The sequence below is a fragment of the Chelativorans sp. J32 genome, assembly GCF_000518985.1.
Lineage (GTDB): Bacteria > Pseudomonadota > Alphaproteobacteria > Rhizobiales > Rhizobiaceae > Chelativorans.
This window is the reverse complement of the sequence record NZ_JAEQ01000023.1, coordinates 17,099-36,823: the sequence shown is the minus strand read 5'-3', so window position 1 is coordinate 36,823 and position 19,725 is coordinate 17,099. Positions and strand designations below refer to the sequence as shown.

The 19,725-nt window shown below is 61.8% G+C and carries 16 protein-coding genes; 7 read left to right on the top strand and 9 right to left on the bottom strand.

Annotated features, from left to right (window positions below):
* Nucleotides 1-4 precede the first annotated feature (4 nt).
* Nucleotides 5-1,969 carry an acetate--CoA ligase gene (gene acs, locus CHEJ32_RS0121350; RefSeq protein WP_028035599.1) on the bottom strand — a complete coding sequence of 655 codons (1,965 nt, stop codon included), beginning with the start codon at nucleotides 1,967-1,969 and terminating at the stop codon, nucleotides 5-7.
* A 266-nt stretch (nucleotides 1,970-2,235) separates the two neighbouring features.
* Here acs and CHEJ32_RS0121345 point away from each other — a divergent pair, with 266 nt between their 5' ends.
* The gene (locus CHEJ32_RS0121345; RefSeq protein WP_028035598.1) at nucleotides 2,236-2,508 is read left to right on the top strand and encodes an usg protein; all 273 of its coding nucleotides are present in this window, start codon (nucleotides 2,236-2,238) and stop codon (nucleotides 2,506-2,508) included.
* Between the two features lie 81 nt (nucleotides 2,509-2,589).
* On the opposite strand, the gene CHEJ32_RS26430 is transcribed toward CHEJ32_RS0121345, so the two are convergent.
* Together CHEJ32_RS26430 and CHEJ32_RS0121335 are read right to left on the bottom strand one after the other, a co-directional pair.
* Nucleotides 2,590-2,955 carry a hypothetical protein gene (locus CHEJ32_RS26430; RefSeq protein ID WP_051469832.1) on the bottom strand — a complete coding sequence of 122 codons (366 nt, stop codon included), beginning with the start codon at nucleotides 2,953-2,955 and terminating at the stop codon, nucleotides 2,590-2,592.
* A 118-nt stretch (nucleotides 2,956-3,073) separates the two neighbouring features.
* A complete protein-coding gene (locus CHEJ32_RS0121335; protein ID WP_028035597.1) occupies nucleotides 3,074-3,991 on the bottom strand; it encodes a polyprenyl synthetase family protein in 918 nt (305 codons plus the stop codon).
* Nucleotides 3,992-4,069: 78 nt separating this feature from the next.
* On the opposite strand from CHEJ32_RS0121335, the gene mtgA reads away from it, so the two are divergent.
* The 3 genes from mtgA to rpmF all read left to right on the top strand — a co-directional run bounded on the left by mtgA (nucleotide 4,070) and on the right by rpmF (nucleotide 5,584).
* Nucleotides 4,070-4,840 (top strand): monofunctional biosynthetic peptidoglycan transglycosylase, encoded by a 771-nt coding sequence (gene mtgA, locus CHEJ32_RS0121330; protein WP_084032899.1) that lies wholly within the window; start codon nucleotides 4,070-4,072, stop codon nucleotides 4,838-4,840.
* Nucleotides 4,841-4,844: 4 nt separating this feature from the next.
* Complete coding sequence (locus CHEJ32_RS0121325; protein WP_028035595.1) at nucleotides 4,845-5,246, top strand: hypothetical protein; 402 nt, start codon at nucleotides 4,845-4,847, stop codon at nucleotides 5,244-5,246.
* Nucleotides 5,247-5,401: 155 nt separating this feature from the next.
* The gene (rpmF, locus tag CHEJ32_RS0121320; RefSeq protein WP_028035594.1) at nucleotides 5,402-5,584 is read left to right on the top strand and encodes a 50S ribosomal protein L32; all 183 of its coding nucleotides are present in this window, start codon (nucleotides 5,402-5,404) and stop codon (nucleotides 5,582-5,584) included.
* A 53-nt stretch (nucleotides 5,585-5,637) separates the two neighbouring features.
* On the opposite strand, the gene CHEJ32_RS0121315 is transcribed toward rpmF, so the two are convergent.
* Entirely contained in the window at nucleotides 5,638-6,093 is a 456-nt protein-coding gene (locus CHEJ32_RS0121315) for a cyclic nucleotide-binding domain-containing protein (protein ID WP_028035593.1), read from the bottom strand.
* A gap of 54 nt (nucleotides 6,094-6,147) precedes the next feature.
* Nucleotides 6,148-6,831 (bottom strand): response regulator transcription factor, encoded by a 684-nt coding sequence (locus tag CHEJ32_RS0121310; RefSeq protein ID WP_028035592.1) that lies wholly within the window; start codon nucleotides 6,829-6,831, stop codon nucleotides 6,148-6,150.
* Nucleotides 6,832-7,044: 213 nt separating this feature from the next.
* On the opposite strand from CHEJ32_RS0121310, the gene CHEJ32_RS0121305 reads away from it, so the two are divergent.
* From CHEJ32_RS0121305 to CHEJ32_RS25655, 3 genes are all read left to right on the top strand, one after another.
* The gene (locus CHEJ32_RS0121305; RefSeq protein WP_245261242.1) at nucleotides 7,045-7,530 is read left to right on the top strand and encodes a L,D-transpeptidase; all 486 of its coding nucleotides are present in this window, start codon (nucleotides 7,045-7,047) and stop codon (nucleotides 7,528-7,530) included.
* Between the two features lie 144 nt (nucleotides 7,531-7,674).
* On the top strand, nucleotides 7,675-12,438 hold the full coding sequence (locus CHEJ32_RS0121300; protein WP_028035590.1) for an NAD-glutamate dehydrogenase: 4,764 nt from the start codon (nucleotides 7,675-7,677) through the stop codon (nucleotides 12,436-12,438).
* Between the two features lie 59 nt (nucleotides 12,439-12,497).
* A complete protein-coding gene (locus CHEJ32_RS25655) occupies nucleotides 12,498-13,823 on the top strand; it encodes an MFS transporter (protein ID WP_084032902.1) in 1,326 nt (441 codons plus the stop codon).
* Here CHEJ32_RS25655 and purH read toward each other — a convergent pair.
* The 4 genes from purH to htpX form a co-directional block, all read right to left on the bottom strand.
* Nucleotides 13,813-15,429, bottom strand: a complete 1,617-nt coding sequence (purH, locus tag CHEJ32_RS0121290) for a bifunctional phosphoribosylaminoimidazolecarboxamide formyltransferase/IMP cyclohydrolase (RefSeq protein WP_028035589.1) — start codon at nucleotides 15,427-15,429, stop codon at nucleotides 13,813-13,815. The genes CHEJ32_RS25655 and purH overlap by 11 nt on opposite strands.
* A gap of 157 nt (nucleotides 15,430-15,586) precedes the next feature.
* A complete protein-coding gene (locus tag CHEJ32_RS0121285; RefSeq protein WP_156936768.1) occupies nucleotides 15,587-17,293 on the bottom strand; it encodes a heparinase II/III family protein in 1,707 nt (568 codons plus the stop codon).
* A 103-nt stretch (nucleotides 17,294-17,396) separates the two neighbouring features.
* Nucleotides 17,397-18,782: an RsmB/NOP family class I SAM-dependent RNA methyltransferase gene (locus tag CHEJ32_RS0121280; RefSeq protein WP_028035587.1), complete on the bottom strand. Its 1,386-nt coding sequence runs from the start codon at nucleotides 18,780-18,782 to the stop codon at nucleotides 17,397-17,399.
* A complete protein-coding gene (gene htpX, locus CHEJ32_RS0121275; protein WP_028035586.1) occupies nucleotides 18,773-19,714 on the bottom strand; it encodes a zinc metalloprotease HtpX in 942 nt (313 codons plus the stop codon). The genes CHEJ32_RS0121280 and htpX overlap by 10 nt, the downstream gene beginning before the upstream one ends.
* Nucleotides 19,715-19,725 lie beyond the last annotated feature (11 nt).

The window sequence follows — 19,725 nt, the reverse complement described above, 5'->3', positions numbered from 1 at the left end:
CCGGCTAGGCTGCGACCGTCCGCTTGTTCTGACGGTTTTCGACCAGGTCCTCCACGACGGCGGGGTCGGCCAGGGTGGAGGTGTCTCCGAGTGCTGCAAAGTCATCCTCGGCGATCTTGCGCAGGATGCGGCGCATGATCTTGCCCGAGCGCGTCTTCGGGAGCCCTGGCGAGAACTGGATCTTGTCCGGCGTGGCGATCGGCCCGATCTCCTTGCGCACGTGTTCGACGAGTTCCTTTTTGAGCGCCTCGGAACCCTTCTCGCCGGCCATCAGCGTCACGTAGCAGTAGATGCCCTGACCCTTGATGTCGTGCGGATAGCCGACGACCGCAGCTTCCGATACTTTCGGATGCGAGACGAGAGCCGATTCCACTTCGGCCGTACCGAGCCGGTGACCCGAGACATTCAGCACATCGTCCACGCGGCCGGTTATCCAGTAGTAACCGTCCTCGTCACGGCGGCAGCCGTCGCCTGTAAAGTATTTTCCCTTGTAGGTGGAGAAATAGGTCTGGACGAAGCGCTCGTGGTCGCCATAGACCGAGCGCATCTGTCCGGGCCAGGAATCCGCAATGCAGAGATTGCCGGAACCGGCACCTTCGATCACCTTGCCGTCACCATCCACCAGTTCCGGCTGAATGCCAAAAAACGGCAGCGTTGCGGAGCCCGCCTTGAGGTCGATGGCCCCCGGGAGCGGGCTGATCAAGATGCCGCCGGTCTCCGTCTGCCACCAGGTGTCGACCACCGGGCAGCGCTTTTCGCCCACCACATTGTAGTACCACTCCCACGCTTCCGGGTTGATCGGCTCGCCGACCGAGCCGAGGACACGCAGAGACTTGCGGGATGCTTTGGTGACAAAGTCGTTGCCTGCCCCCATCAGCGCGCGAATGGCGGTCGGGGCCGTGTAGAAGATATTGACCTGGTGCTTGTCCACCACTTCCCAGAGGCGGGATGCATCCGGATAATTCGGAACGCCTTCGAACATCAGTGTGGTCGCGCCGTTGGCGAGCGGTCCGTAGACGATATAGCTGTGGCCCGTCACCCAGCCCACATCCGCCGTGCACCAGTAGATGTCGCCGTCCTGATAGTCAAAGACGTACTGGTGTGTCATCGCGACATAGACCAGATAGCCGCCCGTCGTGTGCAGCACTCCTTTGGGCTTGCCGGTCGAGCCTGAGGTGTAAAGGATGAAGAGCGGGTCCTCCGCCTTCATCGGTTCCGGCTTGCAGTCCGGCTTCGCGTTACGCACCTCGTCGTGATACCAGAGGTCACGGCCTGCCACCCAATCGATCTTGCCGCCGGTGCGGCGCACCACCACGACGTGGCGCACCTTCGCGCCCGCCTTCTCGGCGATGGCGATGGCCTTGTCCGTATTCTCCTTGAGCGGGATCGTCCTGCCGCCACGCAGCCCCTGGTCTGCGGTGATCACGAAGTCCGACTTCCCGTCCACGATGCGGCCGGCGAGCGAATCGGGCGAGAAGCCGCCGAATACGACCGAATGGATGGCGCCGATGCGCGCGCATGCAAGCATTGCATAGGCCGCTTCGGGGATCATCGGCATATAGATGGTGACGCGGTCGCCTTTCTTGACGCCGCGTGCCTTCAAGACATTCGCGAAGCGGCAGACATGCTCGTAAAGCTCGCGATAAGTGATCTTCCTGTCATCATAGGGATTGTCGCCCTCCCAGATGATGGCGATCTGGTCTCCGCGCTTCTTCAAATGCCGGTCAATGCAGTTATGGGCGACATTGGTGACGCCGTCCTCGAACCACTTGATCGACACCTTGCCCTTGAAGGAAGCGTTCTTGACCTTGGTGTAAGGTTTGAACCAGTCGATGCGCTTGCCGTGCTTGCCCCAGAACTTGTCCGGATTGCTGATGCTGTCCTTGTACCACTTCCTGTAAGTCTCCGCGTCGATCAGCGCGCGCTTCTTCCACGCTGCCTTCACACGGTGAACATGCACTTCGGACATCGTTTCCTCCGGATCAGCTTCTAACCGCAACGCCGCCCCAACAGGCGCGCTTCGCTTCGGCGGCATTATTACCATTCTGCGTGATACGGCAATATTAGACGATGGAAAGGTTTATGTGGCGAGGCGGCGGCTTGGCAGCACTCACCTCTCTATGATGCTAACATATTGAATTTTCAGGAACATTTATCTGCATCAAGCATTTTTCAGCTGGACGGTCAACCGCTCCCGGTACACATTGGAACGGCAATAGCATTGAAAGGAAAACAATGCGGAACACACGCGAAACCCAATTGATGCTGGAAGGCTACGGCCTGACCACCGCGCAGTTTCTGTATCATCTTCCTGATCACCCGCATCTTCTCCAGACTTTCGTCTGGCAGCACTACGACATTGCGCCCAAATTCCCGGCGCTGCATGAGTTCATCGCCTTCTGGCGCGAAAGGCTGGACGGGCCGCTGCATTCGGTTACATACACGCACCGGCAACTTATCTCTCCGACGGAATGGCGTAACGTGACCGGGGAACTGGTCCTGCAGTAGTTCACCACGTGGGCAGGGCCCTGCCCACGTGCGCCTTTCCGAATCCCGGCACTAAGCCAGAAGAAGGTCTGAGCGGCTGCTTTAGGGATTCATGATGTCGATGTTGACCAACTTCCCGCCTCGGAAGTTGCAGCTGAGCACGATGTCGCGCCAGTCGCCCGACTTTTGTCTGCGCACACTGGCCGGGACATCGATGCGCGTCGGGCTGATCGTGGCTTCGCCGATTTCAACATCAGTCATGCCCAATCGATCAAAGAGCTTGCTTCTGGCAACGAGGTCGTGCCCGGTGGCGACGCATTCGGCGAGTTGGGGCGAGGTCGTCCGCTTCATCATCTCCGCGTAGTTTCCTTTGAAATTGGCCGAGTGCTTCGGCGGAACTTCTGCGAAGGCGGCGCTCGCGCTGGCGCAAACAAGAAGGATCATCAGCAACGGCTTGTGAAATTGCATATTTGCCTCCTGGGCTAAAAAACAAATAAAAAGGCCCGGCGCCCACTGGCTGCCGGCAGCCAAGTAGGAATAGGAAAAGGCGTCCTTTTTTTGTTCCGAGATTCAGGCTGGAGGGACGTCAGTGATCACGCTCGGCAACGAAGCGGGCGGCCTGGCGCAAGACGGCACCCTTCTCGCCATAGGGCTCCAGCAGGTCCTCGGCTTGAGCGACTAGGCCGGCGAGCTGCTTGCGCGTCCAGTCCGCTCCATGGAGGGCGGCGAGGGTCGCCTTGCCGGCCGCTGCATCCTTCCCAGTGGCTTTCCCCAAGGTATCGGCGCTTGCGGTAAGGTCGAGCAAATCATCGGCGAGTTGGAAGGCCAGTCCGATGGCGACCCCGAAGGAAGACAGCCTCTCCCGGTCTGCAGCACCAGCATTGCCGATGATCGCCCCTGCCTCGCAGGCGAAGCGGATCAACGCTCCGGTCTTCATCGCCTGGAGCTGTACGATGCCGGCTTCGTCCGGGCGTTTTCTTTCCGCCAGCAGATCCAGCGCCTGACCTCCGGCCATGCCCCCGATCCCGGCAGCCCTCGCCAGTTTGAGCACAAGCTCAGCCCTTATTGCGGGTGCAAGCTCGGTGTCCTCGTCAGCGATGATGTCGAACGCGTAAGTGAGCAGACCATCGCCGGCAAGGATCGCGGTGGCCTCGTCGAATGCGCGGTGCACGGTGGGCTGGCCGCGGCGAAGATCATCATTGTCCATGGCGGGGAGATCGTCATGGATCAGCGAGTAGCAGTGCACGCATTCGAGCGCCGCTGCCACCCGCAGTGCCGCCATGCCCTGTGCATCGAAAAGCGCCGCACTTTCCAAGACGAGGAAGGGCCGCAGCCTCTTGCCCCCGTTCAGAACCCCATGGCGCATCGCCGCCAGCAGGTGGCTTGGCCTCAGGATCTCGCCATCGCGCAAGCGCTCATCGAGAAGACGGCGCAGCAGGTCTTCCACGGTTTGCGCGCTCAAGGCCAACAGGCTTTCAAAGGGGGGCAGGGTCGTTTCGTCCATACCGGGAGCGATGACCGCATTCCGCGTCCGGGTCAAGACTCTGCCGGTTTATGGTTGCCAGCCGGGTGGGCTGCCGGTATGCCCAGAGAGGAAATACAGGAGTGCGGCGTGGAGGCACCGTCAGTGGAAGCGGAAAGGCGCGCCAGCGGAGCCAGCCGGCGCCGCCGACGGGGAATGGCGCGGCGCGTGATGCGCCGGCTCGTCTGCGTGGCGGCCATCATAGCCGTTCTCCCGCTTGCCCTTACGCTCCTCTACTGCATCCCCGGGGTGCACCCCGTCTCGACCCTCATGATCGCGGATCTGGCCACGTTGCGCGGCTACGAACGTCAGTGGACGCCGCTGGAGGATATGGGCGACAACGTGGTTCATGCCGTGATGATGTCCGAAGACGGGCAGTTCTGCAGCCACGGCGGCATCGATCTGGGTGAGCTCGAGGCGGCTCTCAACGAAGCTCTTTCGGGAGAAAGAACGCGCGGAGCTTCCACCATTCCCATGCAGACGGTGAAAAATCTCTACCTCTGGCCGAGCAGATCTTTCCTGCGCAAAGCTGTCGAGGCTCCACTTGCGCTCTATCTCGATGCGGTGATGTCGAAACGGCGGATCATGGAGATCTACCTGAACATCGCCGAATGGGGGCCGGGAGTTTACGGCGTCGAGGCGGCGGCACAGCATTATTTCGGGCGCTCGGCGCGGGAGCTCTCGCGCCAGCAGGCGGCACTGCTCGCCGTGACGCTGCCCAATCCGCATGCGCGCAATCCTGCCAAGCCCTCGGCCGGCCTGCGCAGGCTCGCCGGCCTCATCGAGAGCCGCGCCCGGCGTGCAGGCGGTTATGTCAATTGCCTGGGTTGAGACGATGGTAAAACGCGGCGCCTCCATCGGATTTTTCGGCATCTTCGGCCGGTCCGAAGATATGCGAAGATTGGACGATGCGCTGCGGAGAGCAGGCGTTCACCCCGGAAGCGTACCGGAGGGCGTAAAGCTTGCGGCCGTGACTTTGATGGCCGAGCATGCCTCCGAACCTCCCGCGATTGCCTATCCTCCTGTTGGCGAGCTGATCGCCCTGTGCATGCTTGGCCGGGAGAATTTTGCCGCCCACAATGGCCAAGCCAGGCTCGATAGTGCCGTCGCACGTCTGGAGGCAGCGCTGGAAACGGGTGCCGGGCAGGATGCAGAACTGATCCTCCTCATGCTTCATGCCAAGCTTCTCGATCGCGGGCTGGTCGATTTCTATGGAATCAGCGCCGAGGACGAATGATCGCTTCGTTCCGACGGGCGCGAAAAATCGCCGCGCCCCACTGGCCAAGACGTATATTCCCGTGTATAGGCGGGCCCCAATCGCGAGATTTGAGGCCGGTTGGCGAGGCTCTTCTGCGGAGCCGCATTGGCCTTTGACCAAGACCGGAGAGTACAATGGCTGTTCCTAAAAGAAAAACTTCGCCGTCCAAGCGCGGCATGCGCCGTTCGGCTGATGCGCTGAAGGCGCCCACCTATGTGGAAGACAAGAATTCCGGCGAGCTCCGCCGCCCGCACCACATCGACCTGAAAACCGGGATGTATCGCGGCCGGCAGGTGCTGGAGCCCAAGGAAGCGTAATCTTCGCATCTCAGGCAACGCTAGTGGAAAGGACCGGCTTCGGCCGGTCTTTTCTATTTCGCCAGCTTCGATGCAACGGCCTCGATGCGCTTCAGCATCGCTTCCAGATCAGCCGCAATGCGGCTGTGGAGCGATCCGGCCACTTCCGGAAACTCCTCCAGGATGCGGCGAAAGGTGGAGCGGCTTAGGCGAATAACCCTGATATCGGTCTGCGCCACCGCGCTGGTGAGCCGCTCCGTTTCCGCAATGAGTGCAAACTCTCCGAGGATCGTACCCGGTCCGTGGGTGGAAATCAGATCACGGCGGTCCCCCTCCTGATGATAGAGGGCGACTTCTCCTGACGAGATGATGAAAGCACAGTCGGCCGGCGCGCCTTCCGAATATAGCTTCCGCCCGGCGCCGAGCGATATCGTCTCGGCTCCGAAGGCCAGTAGGCGTAATTGCTCCTGCGTGAAGACCTCGAAAAGTCTCACGCCGGACAACACGCGGATGTCATCGTCCAGCGCCATGGCGGATCCGTCCCCGCGCCCGTTCCCTTGTTCTGATTTTCTCCACCCGCCGTCTCAGGGAACGAGCTTGTATCCACCGCTTTCTGTCACAAGTATCTCAGCTTTGGAAGGATCGCGCTCAATCTTTTGCCGCAAGCGGTAGACGTGCGTTTCCAGGGTGTGGGTCGTCACTCCCGAATTGTAGCCCCAAACCTCTTCCAGAAGAACGTCCCGTGTCACCACCTTCTGCTCGGCCCGGTAGAGATATTTGATGATCGCAGCCTCCTTCTCCGTTAGGCGGATCTTGCTGCCGCGCTGGTCGATCAGAAGCTTCTGGCTCGGTTTGAAGGTGTAGGGTCCGACGGTGAAATTGGCGTCTTCGCTTTGCTCGTGCTGGCGCATCTGCGCGCGGATGCGCGCGAGCAGAACCGCAAAGCGAAAGGGCTTGGTGACATAGTCGTTGGCGCCGGCTTCGAGCCCTAGGATTGTATCCGAATCGGTGTCCTGGGCCGTCAGCATGATGATGGGAGCGCGGTAACCGCCCTTGCGCAACAGTTTCACGGCCTCGCGCCCGTCCATATCCGGCAGGCCTACATCCATGATGGTCAGATCCACCATGGAATTGCGGGTCGCCTGGATTCCCTTGCTGGCGGTGGGCTCCGACAGAAGATCGAATTCCTCGTAAAGGGCAAGCTGCTCAACCAGCGTGGAACGCAGGTCGTCGTCGTCATCGACTATCAGGATGGTGCGTGGCGTCATGTTCGATCCGTCACTCTATTCGCCAGATGGCGTTGACCAGCCCCCGCTTGGCAGAACGTTCCGTTTATGCGCAATAAGCCTACTATGAAAGCCTGTCATGATTCTTTGTTCAGCAAATCAATTATAGGCCAGAAACGGCGTCAAGGCACGCACAGGTCAGGCAAGCTTTCCAAAGCATCTATTTTGACAGTTCGCCCGCGGCCGGGAAATCCGATGCAGGGTCTTCTTTCGATCGGCGGACTCGTCTTCCCCTGTGCCCTCGGGCGGTCCGGGGTCAGCAGTGTGAAGCGCGAAGGCGATGGAGCAACGCCGCGATCGGCCATGCGGCCCCTCAGCATTTATTTCCGTCGCGACCGCCGGCCGGGCGGCATCGGACCCGTCCGCCTGCCCACTCGGCCGATCCGGCCCGATCTGGGATGGTGCGATGCGGCGCGAAATGCGAACTACAACCGTCCGGTAAAATTGCCGTGCGACGCAAGCCACGAGAAGATGAAGCGGGACGACGGGCTTTATGATGTCTGCGTGGTGCTGGACTGGAACATCACTCCGCGCAAGCGCGGTGCAGGAAGTGCCATTTTTCTGCATCTGGCGCGTCCTGGCATGAAGCCAACGGAAGGGTGCATTGCCGTCACACCGCGCACGATGACGCGACTTCTTCCGGCCCTCTCATCCAGAACACGCATCCGCGTGCTTTCCTGAACCGGCATTTCGTCGGGCGGCAGCGACTTAGTCACGATTAATACATTTTTATTGAGCAAGACCGAATCAATGCGGCTGTTGCGGCCGTGACCTCTTTGAGGTCCCTATATGTCAAAGGCAGATTTTCACTAAGGAGTTTCCCCCATGAGCGTCCAGGCGAACGCGGCTAAGCCCACATATCAGGCCCGCGAGGTGGAGCGTTTGCGGGAAATCCTGACCGCCCGCGCGTCGGAAGAGGACGTTGCCTCCTACAAGGCTCCCGATCTCGACCGGGCGGCCGCGCTTGCGCTCGCCGCGCTGAGGGTGCACCGCCCCGGGGAAAGCGTGATCGCCATCGAAGCCAACTCCGGGATAGAGCGGGAAGGCCGTCCGATCTCCACGGTGACCGTGGTGAACGACAACATGCCTTTCCTCTTCGATTCGATCATGGGCGAAATCACCGAATCGGCGCCGGAACCCACATTCGTTACTCATCCGGTTCTCTTCGTCCGCCATGAAGAGAACGGTGTGGAAGAGATCCTCGCAGACACGGTGCAGGAGTCTCCATCCGGGGCCAGCAAGGTGAGTCTCATCCACGTCCACCTGCCGCGTTTATCCGCGGAGGAGTGCGATGGATTGAGGGAGCGGCTTGGCCGCGCTCTTGCGCAGGTTCGGGCCGCCGTCGCCCACTGGAAGGCGATGCTTGCGCGTCTCGACCAGGAGGTGGCGCGGCTTAGACACGCTTCTGTCCCCCTCGACAAGAGCGAGGTGGATGAGGCTGTCGCATTCCTGGAATGGCTCCGGAACGACAATTTCCTCTTCCTGGGCATGCGCGAATTCACCTATAGCGGTGGCAAGCAGGAGGGAATCCTCGAGCGCGCCGACAAAAAGGGTCTCGGCATTCTCGCCGATCCCGAGGTCCGCGTCTTGAGGCGCGGAGACGATGCGATCACCGCCACCACGCCGGAAATCCGCGCGTTTCTTCATGGGCCGGAACCGCTGATCGTCACGAAGGCGAACGCCAAGTCCATCGTGCACCGGCGAGCCTATCTCGACTATATCGGCGTGAAGACCTTCGGAAGTGACGGAAGGCTTTCGGGAGAACTGCGAATTGTCGGTCTCTTCGCATCGACCGCTTATACGAGTTCCGTCCTGAAGATACCCTATCTGCGCTCCAAGGCGCGGGCCATCATCTCCCGCTCCGGGTTTGAACTCACCGATCATTCAGGCAAGGCGCTCGTCAATGTGCTCGAATCCTTTCCGCGGGACGAGCTGTTCCAGATCGGCATCCCGCGCCTGCGTGAGCATGTGGAGGCGATCCTGGCGCTCGGCGAGCGGCCGCGGGTACGCGTGCTCTACAGGATCGATCAGTTCGACCGATTCGTTTCTGCGCTCGTCTTCGTCCCGCGCGATCGATACGATTCCTATGTCCGCGAGCGCATTGGCGATTATCTGAAGACCGCCTTCGACGGGCGGCTTTCCGCCTACTACCCCGCCTTCCCCGAGGGCGCGCTCGCAAGAGTCCACTTCATCATCGGTCGGTCCGGCGGCAAGACGCCACGCATTCCGGCGAAGGAGCTGGACGCGGCCGTACGCGAGATCGTGCGGACCTGGGATGATGCCTTGCGTGAGGCAGTGGAAGAGGCAGGTGCCAACGACGGAATTGCAAGCATTGCAGCCCGCTTTCCGGACGATTACCGCAACAGTTTCACGCCGAGCACGGCGCTCGCCGACGCAGCCCGTATAGCCGAGTTATCGGATGAAAACCGGATCGCGATCGATTTCTACCGGCATCCGGAGCAGGATGAAAAACAGGCGGCGCTGAAAATCTATCATTGGGGTTCGCCGGTGGCGCTCAGCCAGCGCGTGCCGCTGCTGGAGCATATGGGGTTCCGCGTCATAAGCGAGCGTACCTTCGAGCTTGGCAATGTGGGAGGAAAACAGATCTTCCTTCACGACATGGAGCTTGAAAACGCTTTCGGCGAAGCCGTCGATCTCTCGGACGGAGGAGCCCTTTTCGACGATGTTTTCCTCGCGGTCTGGCGCGGCGAGCAGGACAATGACGGCTTGAACGCGCTCGCCCAACGCGCGCGGCTCGGGGCGCAAGAGATCGCAGTGCTGCGGGCCTATAGCCGCTATCTGCACCAGGTCGGCATTCCGCAGAGCCAGGGGTTCATCGCCGCTACGTTGACGCGCTATCCGGCAATAGCGAGAAAGCTCCTCACGTTTTTCCTGGAGAGGTTCGATCCAAAACGTGCGCTTGGCGACGCGGCTGAAGCGAACACGCAGGACATCGAGAGGGAAATCCAGGACGCGTTGGAGACGGTGCCAAGTCTCGACGACGACACGATCATCCGCCGCTTCCTGAATCTGATAAAGGTAACGCTGCGCACCAATTATTTCGCCGAAAGCGGGCGTCGCTCGCTCGCCTTCAAGTTCGACTGCCGTTCGGTCGAAGGGCTGCCACAGCCGCGCCCCTGGCGTGAGATCTTCGTCTATGGTCCGGAAGTGGAGGGCGTGCATTTGCGCTTCGGGCCGATCGCGCGCGGCGGCCTGCGCTGGTCCGATCGTGCTCAGGACTACCGCACGGAGGTGCTCGGCCTCGTCAAGGCACAGCAGGTGAAGAACAGCGTCATCGTGCCGGTCGGCGCGAAGGGCGGCTTCTATCCGCGTCGTCTTCCAACGGGCGGCGACCGTCAGCAGGTCTTCGAGGCAGGCCGTCAAGCCTATGTCAATTTCATCTCGACCATGCTCTCTGTCACCGACAATCTTCACGGCGATGAGGTCGTGGCGCCGGTGGACGTCATTCGCCATGACGGTAACGATCCCTATTTCGTGGTCGCAGCCGACAAGGGCACGGCGACCTTTTCGGATACGGCCAATGAGATCAGCCAGAGCCATGATTTCTGGCTTGACGATGCGTTCGCTTCGGGCGGGTCGGCGGGTTATGACCATAAGAAGATGGGAATCACTGCTCGTGGCGCCTGGGAGGCGGTAAAGCGGCACTTCCGGGAGATGAACCGGGATATCCAGACGGAGCCCTTCACCGCTGTCGGTGTCGGCGACATGTCCGGCGATGTCTTCGGGAATGGAATGCTGCTTTCACCCCTAACCAGGCTGGTGGCCGCCTTCGATCATCGCGATATCTTCATCGATCCCGATCCCGATCCGGCCGTTTCCCTTGCAGAGCGCCGGCGGCTTTTCGAACTGCCGCGCTCGAGCTGGCAGGACTATGACCAGTCAAAGCTTTCCAAAGGCGGCATGATCATCTCGCGCTCGCAGAAGCAGGTCACGCTCAGCCCCGAGGCGGCCCAGGCCATCGGCATGTCCGGAAGGACCGGTTCGCCGGCGGAAATCATGAGCGCGATCCTCAAGGCGCAGGTCGATCTCCTCTGGTTCGGCGGAATTGGGACCTATGTACGGGCCTCCGATGAATCGAACCAGGAAGTAGGCGACCGCGCCAACGATGCGATTCGCGTGGCGGCGAAAGAGGTCCGCGCCAAGGTGATCGGCGAGGGCGCAAATCTCGGCATGACCCAACGTGCGCGCGTCGAATTCAATCTGAAGGGCGGGCGTTGCAATTCCGATGCGGTCGACAACTCGGCCGGGGTAAACTCCTCGGACGTTGAGGTGAACATCAAGATCGCACTCGCCGCGGCCATGCGGAGGGGCTCCCTCGCCCGTCCCGAACGGAACGAGCTTCTCGCCGCAATGACCGACGAGGTCGCTCACCTGGTGCTGCGGAACAATTACCAGCAGACGCTTGCAATCTCGCTTGTGGAGCGGCGCGGACTCTCCGAACTCCCCCATCAGGCGCGGATGATGAGCCTGTTCGAAAGTCAGGGCCATCTGGACCGGGCTGTGGAGCGCCTGCCCGGACCGGAAGCGCTAGCGGAGCGCCAGAGCCGGGGCGAGCCCCTCACCCGAGCCGAAATCGGCGTTCTGCTTGCTTACGCGAAGATCGTGCTCTTCGACGAACTGGTTGCGAGCCCATTGCCCGATGATCCGCTTTTCGAGGCCGATCTCTTCGCCTATTTCCCGGCGCAGATGCGGGAGAAATACGCGGCAGAAATTCGCAGCCACCGGTTGCGGCGCGAGATCATAGCCACCGAGCTCGCCAACGACATCATCAACCGCGGGGGTCCGAGCTTCGTGACACGGCTGCAGGATATGACAGGCAGGCCGGCACATGAGATCGTCACGGCCTATGCCGTCATACGTGACGGTTTCGATCTTCAGTCGATCTTTTCGACCATCGATGCCTTGGACAACAAACTCGATGGGCAGGTGCAGCTCGGGCTTTACGAGCGCGTTGCAAGGCTCATCCTCACGGCGACCGCATGGCAGCTCAAGAACGGCGCCGGTCAGGGCTCTATCGGCGAGCGTATTCGTCATCTGATCGAAGCGCGGTCGAAGCTTGAACCGGTGCTGAGTTCTCTGCTGCCGCATTTTCTCGCGGAAGGAATTCGCGCCGCCACGGCCCAATACAAGACCGAGGGAGTGCCGGATGCCTTGGCCGAAAGGCTGTCCTTCCTGGAGATATCTGCGCTCCTGCCGGATATCGTCCTTGCGGCCGACAAGGCAAATGCGGACCTGCCAAAGGCGGCAAGCGCGTTCTTCGCCATCAGCGAAGCTTTCCGTTTGAGCCGCATCGAGTCTGCCGCTGCATCCCTTTCGCCAACCGATTACTATGACGGCCTGGCACTGGCCCGCGCGATGGACATGATCGACGCCGCTCGCCGGGGAATCACGATAGCGGCACTCTCGGCCTTCGGGGGCGGGGATGACGCTGCCATCCGGTGGATCGAAGGGGGTGGGCAGCGCGTTGCGCATGTGCGCGAGCGGCTGCAGTCGCTGACGGAAAGCGGCGACCTTACCGTCTCCCGTCTTTCGGTTGCCGCTGGCCTGATGGCGGATCTGAGCGCTTGACGGAAGCAACGGGCGAGGTTCCGAACCAAAGAGCGTCCCGCCGCGGCATTTGGGGCTGGATGCTCTTCGATTGGGCGCAGCAGCCCTTCCATACGCTTGTCATTACCTTCGTGTTTGCCCCCTATTTCGCCTCCGCCGTCGCGCCGGACGCGGCGCGCGGCCAGGAGCTGTGGGGGCTGGCGACCGGCACCGGCGGCCTGTTGATCGCTCTCACCTCGCCGGTTCTCGGTGCGATTGCCGACGCTTCGGGCCGAAGGAAGCCTTGGATCTTGTTCTTTTCGGTGATCGGCGTCCTTGGTTGCTGTGCTCTTTGGTTCGCCGTGCCCGGGATGGAGAACCTGTGGCCGGTGCTCATTGCGATCGCGCTTGCCGTATTCGGGATGGAGTTCGCCGCCGTCTTCAACAATGCCATGATGCCGGATCTGGTGCCCCGCTCGGAACTCGGCCGGCTCTCCGGTTCTGCCTGGGGGCTTGGCTATGTGGGGGGCCTCGTTTCGCTCGTGCTTGTGCTGGGCTTCATGGCGGCCTCTCCCGAAACCGGGCGCACGCTCATAGGCAGTGAGCCGATCCTCGGCCTGGACGCCGCGACCCGTGAGGGTGACCGCGCCTCGGGGCCGCTCACCGCCCTCTGGTACGCGGTTTTTGTGCTGCCCATGTTCCTCTTCACGCCGGACCAGCCGCGGCAGCGCGTGGTTGGTGCCGTACGGGAGGGGCTAAAGCGCCTCGGAACGACGCTCCGGCGTCTGCCGTCCGAGCGCAGCTATTTCGGTTTTCTCCTCTCCTCCATGTTCTACCGTGATGCGCTGAATGCGCTTTATGCTTTCGGCGGGATCTACGCCGCCGGCGTGCTCGGATGGACAATCGTCCAAATCGGCATCTTCGGCATCCTGGCCAATGTAACGGGCGCAATAGGTGCGTGGCTCGGTGGGCGGGTGGATCAGGCCCGGGGGCCGAAGACGGTCGTCAGCGGGTCCATCCTGATTCTTTGCGCCAGCTGCCTGATGGTGATCTCGACGACGCGCGAGCAAGTCTTGTTTTTCGCTGTCGGTGCGGGCTCATCCCTGCCCGACATTCTTTTCTTCGCGGCGGGCGCGCTCATCGGCGCTGCGGGCGGGTCCATCCAGGCTGCTTCGCGCACGCTGCTGGTGGACCAGGTGCCGCATGGGCACGTCACGGAGGCATTCGGCCTCTATGCCCTTTCCGGAAAGGCAACCACGTTCATAGGGCCGTTGGCGGTGGCGGCGGCAACCGCCTGGTTCTCCGCTGCCGCGTTTTCGCCGGAGGACGCGCAGCGCCTGGGCGTTACGCCGATCCTCGTGCTGTTCGTTCTGGGGCTTGCTCTTCTGCCGATGGTGAAAGCGGCGAAACTGCCCGTCAATGCCTGAAATGGCGCATGCCGGTGAGAACCATTGCGATGCCGTTTTCGTCGGCCGCCTTGATCACCTCGTCGTCCCGCATCGATCCACCCGGCTGAATTACCGCCGTTGCACCCGCTTCGACGGCCGAAAGTAGCCCGTCCGCAAAGGGGAAGAAGGCATCCGACGCGACCACCGAACCTCTTGTCAGCGGCTCGCCAAGCCCGGCTGCCGCAGCTGCGTCCTCGGCCTTGCGCGCTGCAATCCGCGCGGAATCGACCCGGCTCATCTGGCCTGCACCGATCCCGACGGTGGCCAGATCCTTGGCATAAACGATGGCGTTGGACTTTACATGCTTGGCGACGCGGAAGGCGAATTTCAGGTCCGCAAGCTCTTTCTCAGTGGGCGAACGTTTGGTCACGACCCTGAGGTCTAGATCGTCGATCAGGCCATTGTCGCGCGTCTGCACAAGCAGGCCGCCAGCGACGGTCTTGGCGGAAAGCCCGGGTGCACGCGGGTCGGCCACGCCGCCCGTCAGTAGCAGGCGAAGATTCTTCTTGGCTGCGATGATCGCCTGGGCCTCCTCCGTCGCGTCGGGCGCGATGATCACTTCGGTGAAGATTTTCGCGATCTCCTCGGCAGCTTCCGCATCGAGCGCGCGGTTGAGCGCGACAATGCCACCGAAGGCGGATACGGGATCGCAGGCAAGCGCCTTGCGATAGGCGTCGGCCAAGGAGCTGGCTTCGGCCACACCGCAGGGATTGGCGTGCTTGATGATGGCGACCGCTGCACTCTTTCCCGGATCGAATTCCGAGACGAGTTCGAATGCGGCATCCGTATCGTTGATGTTGTTATAGGAAAGCTGCTTGCCCTGCACCTGGCGTGCCGTTGCGACACCCGGCCGCTTGTCGCCGGTAACATAGAAGCCTGCCTGCTGATGCGGGTTCTCGCCATAGCGCATCACTTGGGAAAGCTTTCCGCCGAAGGCCCGCCATTCCGGCTCCCCAAGTGAAAGGCTCTCCGCGAACCACTGTGAGATCGCTGCGTCGTAGGCGGCAGTCCGCGCATAAGCGTTGGCTGCCAGTTCCTGCCTCAACCGGTAGGGCAATGCTCCATCGTTTTCTTCCAGCGCCGCCAGCACCCGAGCATAATCCGCCGGATCGGTCACCACTGCCACATAGGCATGGTTCTTGGCCGCAGCCCGCAGCATGGCCGGACCGCCGATGTCGATATTCTCTACAGTAGATGCATAATTGCCGCCGCCGAAGCGCACCTCCTCGAACGGATAGAGATTGATGACGACGAGGTCGATCGGCTTGATGGCAAGCTCTTCCATCGCGGAACGATGCTCCGGGTCGTCCCGGATGGCGAGAAGTCCGCCATGCACAATGGGATGGAGCGTCTTCACACGCCCGTCCATGATCTCCGGAAATCCCGTGAGCAGCGAGACGTCCGTCACACCGATTCCGTTTTGCGCAAGCAGCGCGGCAGTACCGCCCGTCGATGCGAGCGCCACTTCGCGGTCGGCAAGGGCACGCGCGAAATCAACGATGCCGGTCTTGTCGGAGACGGAGATCAGCGCGCGGCGAACGGGGACGAGGTCCGGCGCTGGGATGTTTTTCGCGGAAACGGTCATGGCAATCCTCATGGCAGGCCGCTGGCCTATCACACGTCAGCCTCAAATCAAGCGTCTAGCGCATCGGCCGGAACCGGAATCGGTTTTCGAAAGCGCACGATCCGGCGATTCCAACAATTTGGGGTTGCTTTTGTGCGTCCTGAACCGAAGCCGATTATCAGGTCCGCGAGAGGATGCTGTGCGTGCGCACAAGTTGCCAGTGGATCTCCGACACCTCGTTTGCCTTGAAATGCAGAACTATTTGCCGGCTGCGGCATGCCCCCGCTATGGCGGCAAAGAAAATCGATTCCTCCACCACCGGCTCCACGCCCTTGCAGGAGAAGACCCAGGTATCGGTCGCGTCGCCCGCCAAAATCAGGAGTCCGTTGTCATCCCGGTAGAGCTCTATGTCCGGGTGGAGATGGAAACGCACCGCGACTGCGACAGCCCTGTCAGGCGGTGCACCGTCCGGGCGAAAGAACCGATCGGTCCCGCGCACCACGGTTCCCTCATGCATAAGCGCCAGCTCGCGTTCGTGGATAACGCCGAAGCGGGAAACATAGCCGTCGTGGCTGGCCACGAAGCCCAGCATCCGGTCCGTATCGATCCGGCGGCAGTTTACCTTGCGAGGCCCTCCAACGAGAGGAGTTCCCACCCAATCGTCCCACCCCGCCGGAAGAGCGAAGCGAGCCTGGGACGTATCGTTGAGCGTGGCGGTGGAATGCGCGGCGGTTGCGCGAGCAAGCGGCCGGAAGGCCTCCACTCCGAAGCTGTCGATCCCGGAGTTGACGATGAACTGATGCTTCCCAGACGAGAGTTCGAAGGAAAGGCAGCCTGCATGGGCGGAATTGGAAACCTCCACCGGCGGAGGAGCAGCGGTGTCGGCAATCACCGTCGTGCCACTCATAGCAAGGCGCTCGTATCCCGAATGCGGCGCGTGCGAGAGCGGCGCGCCGAGCGTATCGTCGTGGCGCAAGATGGCGGTGACCCGATCGTGGATCGTAAAGCCCATGCCGTTGAAGCGGGCAAGACTGCCATCCTGATGGCGGAAAAAGCGCAGCGCCGGAAGCATCCTTTCAACGGCGCCAACCAGTGCCTGAGGCGGCGGCTCGGCCTGGATCCCATAGGTTTGCCGCAGCGGTAGGAGATCGGCCAGGAGCTCGATGATCGCCCGTGGATTCCTTGATATATGTCCGCCATCCGGGAGGATCTGCCGATCGAGTTCAACACTCAGATTGCGCGTCGCCGTACGCAGCGTTGTCACTGACGTCGGAAGCGAGAGAGCAGCGAAGGCAAGCGCGATGCGGGCGCGCAGCTTCTCCTCTCCATCCGGCATCTCGGGTGTGACCGAGCGCAGGTAGCGCACCTGGATCGCGAGCAGCTTCAGGTATTGTCGATAGGCGGCAAGATCCGCGCCTTGAAGCACAACGGCCGAATGCTGCAGCCAGGCGATCACCCGGCGGGCGGTGACCGCAGGTTGCCACGCGATTCCGGATATTCGGCGCCCGTGCAGGGCAATCCAGTCGGCGACGAGCGCCCGAGCATTGGCGGCTGCGAGCTCCGTCTGCGCGGCGTGGAGGTGGCGAAGCCACCGGAAGCCATGCAATTCCTCAAGCCATGTCGGATTCGCCACATCCATATGGAAGGGGGACTCTCCACCGGTCTCGACAAGCTGGCCAGCGAAGAGAAAGCGGCCGTGATAGATCTCGCGTGCGACTTCGGGATCGGCAATTCGAAGGTCCGGCGGCGCGATAAGAAGCCGCTCGGGCGTTCGTCCGGTATAGCGCCAACGATAGGCCGGACCCGCGCGCAATCTGCGGCGCAGACGTCTCCACGCCTGACGTGCCGCAAGATCCCATAGGAGCGGGCTGAAGCCGCTGGCCATCTTCAAAGCAATACCTCGATTGTTGCCCTCCAATTCCTCCCGTGCAGGAGGCGCCCAGTAAGACTCTAAATGATTCAAAGCCTTGTGCGAAGGACAAATTCCCTCATCGGAGCCTTAGCCGCGCGGCAAAGAAACCGTCGATATTGTCGAGCTGGCCTTCCGCGCCTGTGAGCGCCGGCGTGGTGCGCAGGAAGCCTTCGGCCGTGACGAAGTGTTCTGCGCCCGGCAGCTCCTCCGGAAGAATCGGGTCGACAGCGACGTCGCTGCGTTTTGCAAGAAGTTCCTGAACCAATTCCTCGCCCTCCGAAGGATCGAGCGAGCAATTCGAGAACACGACCATTCCGCTTGGATGGATAAGCGTAAGGGCGTGTGCCAGGAGGCGCCTTTGCAGGTCGGCGAGCTTGGCGACATCTTCTGGGGTCTTCGTCCAGGGTACGTCCGGGTGCCTGCGCACGGTTCCAGTCGAGGAGCAGGGCGCATCGAGCAGGACCGCATCGAACTTGCGCTCGGGCTCCCACTTCAGCACATCGGCCCGCACGATTTCGGCAGAAAGGCTGAGCCGGTCGAGGTTGGACTTGAGCCTTTTCAGGCGGCTTGCGGAAAGGTCGACGGCGGTGACCTTCGCGCCTTCGAGCGCCAGCTGTGCCGTCTTGCCGCCGGGTGCGGCACAGAGATCGGCGACCCACAGGCCCTCGATATCTCCCAGAAGTCGAGCAGGCAGGGTCGCAGCCGCGTCCTGCACCCACCAAGCGCCTTCGGAAAAGCCCGGCAAGTCCGGGACGGAGGCTGACAGCCGATCGAGCCGCACCGATCCGTTCGGCAGTACCCGACCGCCAAGCCTCTCGGCCCAGAGAGCGGGGTCTGATTTCACCGTAAAATCGATCGGAGCCTCAACCCGATGTGCCTTCAGGATGGTGTCCGTCTCTTCCCGTCCGTAGATCTCCTTCAGCCGCCCGGCAAACCACGCCGGCGCATCTTGCGTCGTCTCCAGAGCCTTCGCCAGTTCATGCTTGCGGCGAGCGATATTGCGCAAGACGGCGTTGACCAAGTTGGAAAAACGCGCCGCGCGAGGATCAGTCTTGGCCTGCGTGACTGCAAGGTCGACCGCCGCGCTGTCCGGGACGTCCAGAAACAGGATCTGTGCCGCACCCACGTGCAGGATGTGTGAAAGCGAGTGGGCGTTCGGCGGCAGCGGCCGGTCCAGCCTTCGGCCGATCAGTTTTTCAATCGTGCAGCGGTGACGCAGCGCACTGGCCAGGATTGCCCGCACCAGCGCCCTGTCGCGCGGCTCCAGGGCAAGATATTGCGGATGCCCGTGCTCATTGTCGGTGAGGGCGTCGAGCGGTGTGTGTGCGTCGATCACTGCGCCCAACAGCCTCGCAGCCGTCCTGCGGGCCTCAAGGCCTGGTTTGCCTTCCACCTCGATGGTTGCAGGCGTTTTGCGCTTGGGCCGAGAGCCCTGTCCGGTTTCGCCCTCGCTCACGACCATGGGCCTCGGCCCCGACGATCCGCCGCACGGCCCCAGGGTCCGTCCGCACCGGGATCCTCCTCCTGAAACGAAGCAGGAGCCTGGCCGCCGAACTCGTGCGCCATGGCTTGGAGCGCCTCGATGCGGTTCTCGGTATTCGGGTGCGTTGAAAAGAGATTGTCCATGCGCTGCCCTGATAATGGATTGATGATGAAGAGAGGAGCGGTCGCCGGGTTGCGTTCCGCATCGGTATTGACGATCCTGTGGGCTGCGCGGGAGATCTTGGCAAGGGCCGAGGCGAGCCAGAGCGGCTGTCCGCAGATTTCGGCACCCCGGCGATCGGCGGCGTATTCGCGCGTGCGGCTGATCGCCATCTGCACGATCATCGCCGCAAGCGGGGCTACGATCATCGCGATGAGGACCCCGATAAAGCCGAGCGGATTGTTGTTGTCGCGGTTACCGCCGAAGAAAAAGGCGAAATTGCCCAGCATGGAGATGGCACCCGCGAGCGTGGCCGTGATGGTCATGGTCAGCGTGTCGCGGTTTTGCACATGGGCCAATTCATGCGCCATCACGCCGGCCACTTCTTGTGGCGTCAGGCTGTGAAGCAGGCCAGTCGTGGCGGCAACGGCCGCATTCTGCGGATTGCGTCCCGTGGCAAACGCGTTCGGCTGCGGGTTGTCGATAATGTAGACGCGCGGCAATGGCAGCCCCGCTCTCTGCGCGAGATCCCGCACAATGCGGTAGTATTCCGGTGCGGTTCTTTCGTCCACTTCCACCGCGTGGTGCATTCTCAGCACCATCTTGTCGGCATTCCAGTAACTGAACAGGTTCATGGCCGCGGCAATGAAGAACGCGATCATCATGCCGCCGCTGCCGCCGATGAGATAACCGACGGCCATGAACAGCGCCGTCATGAACGCCAGAAGCATCGCCGTGCGAATCATGTTCATCCGAGGACTCC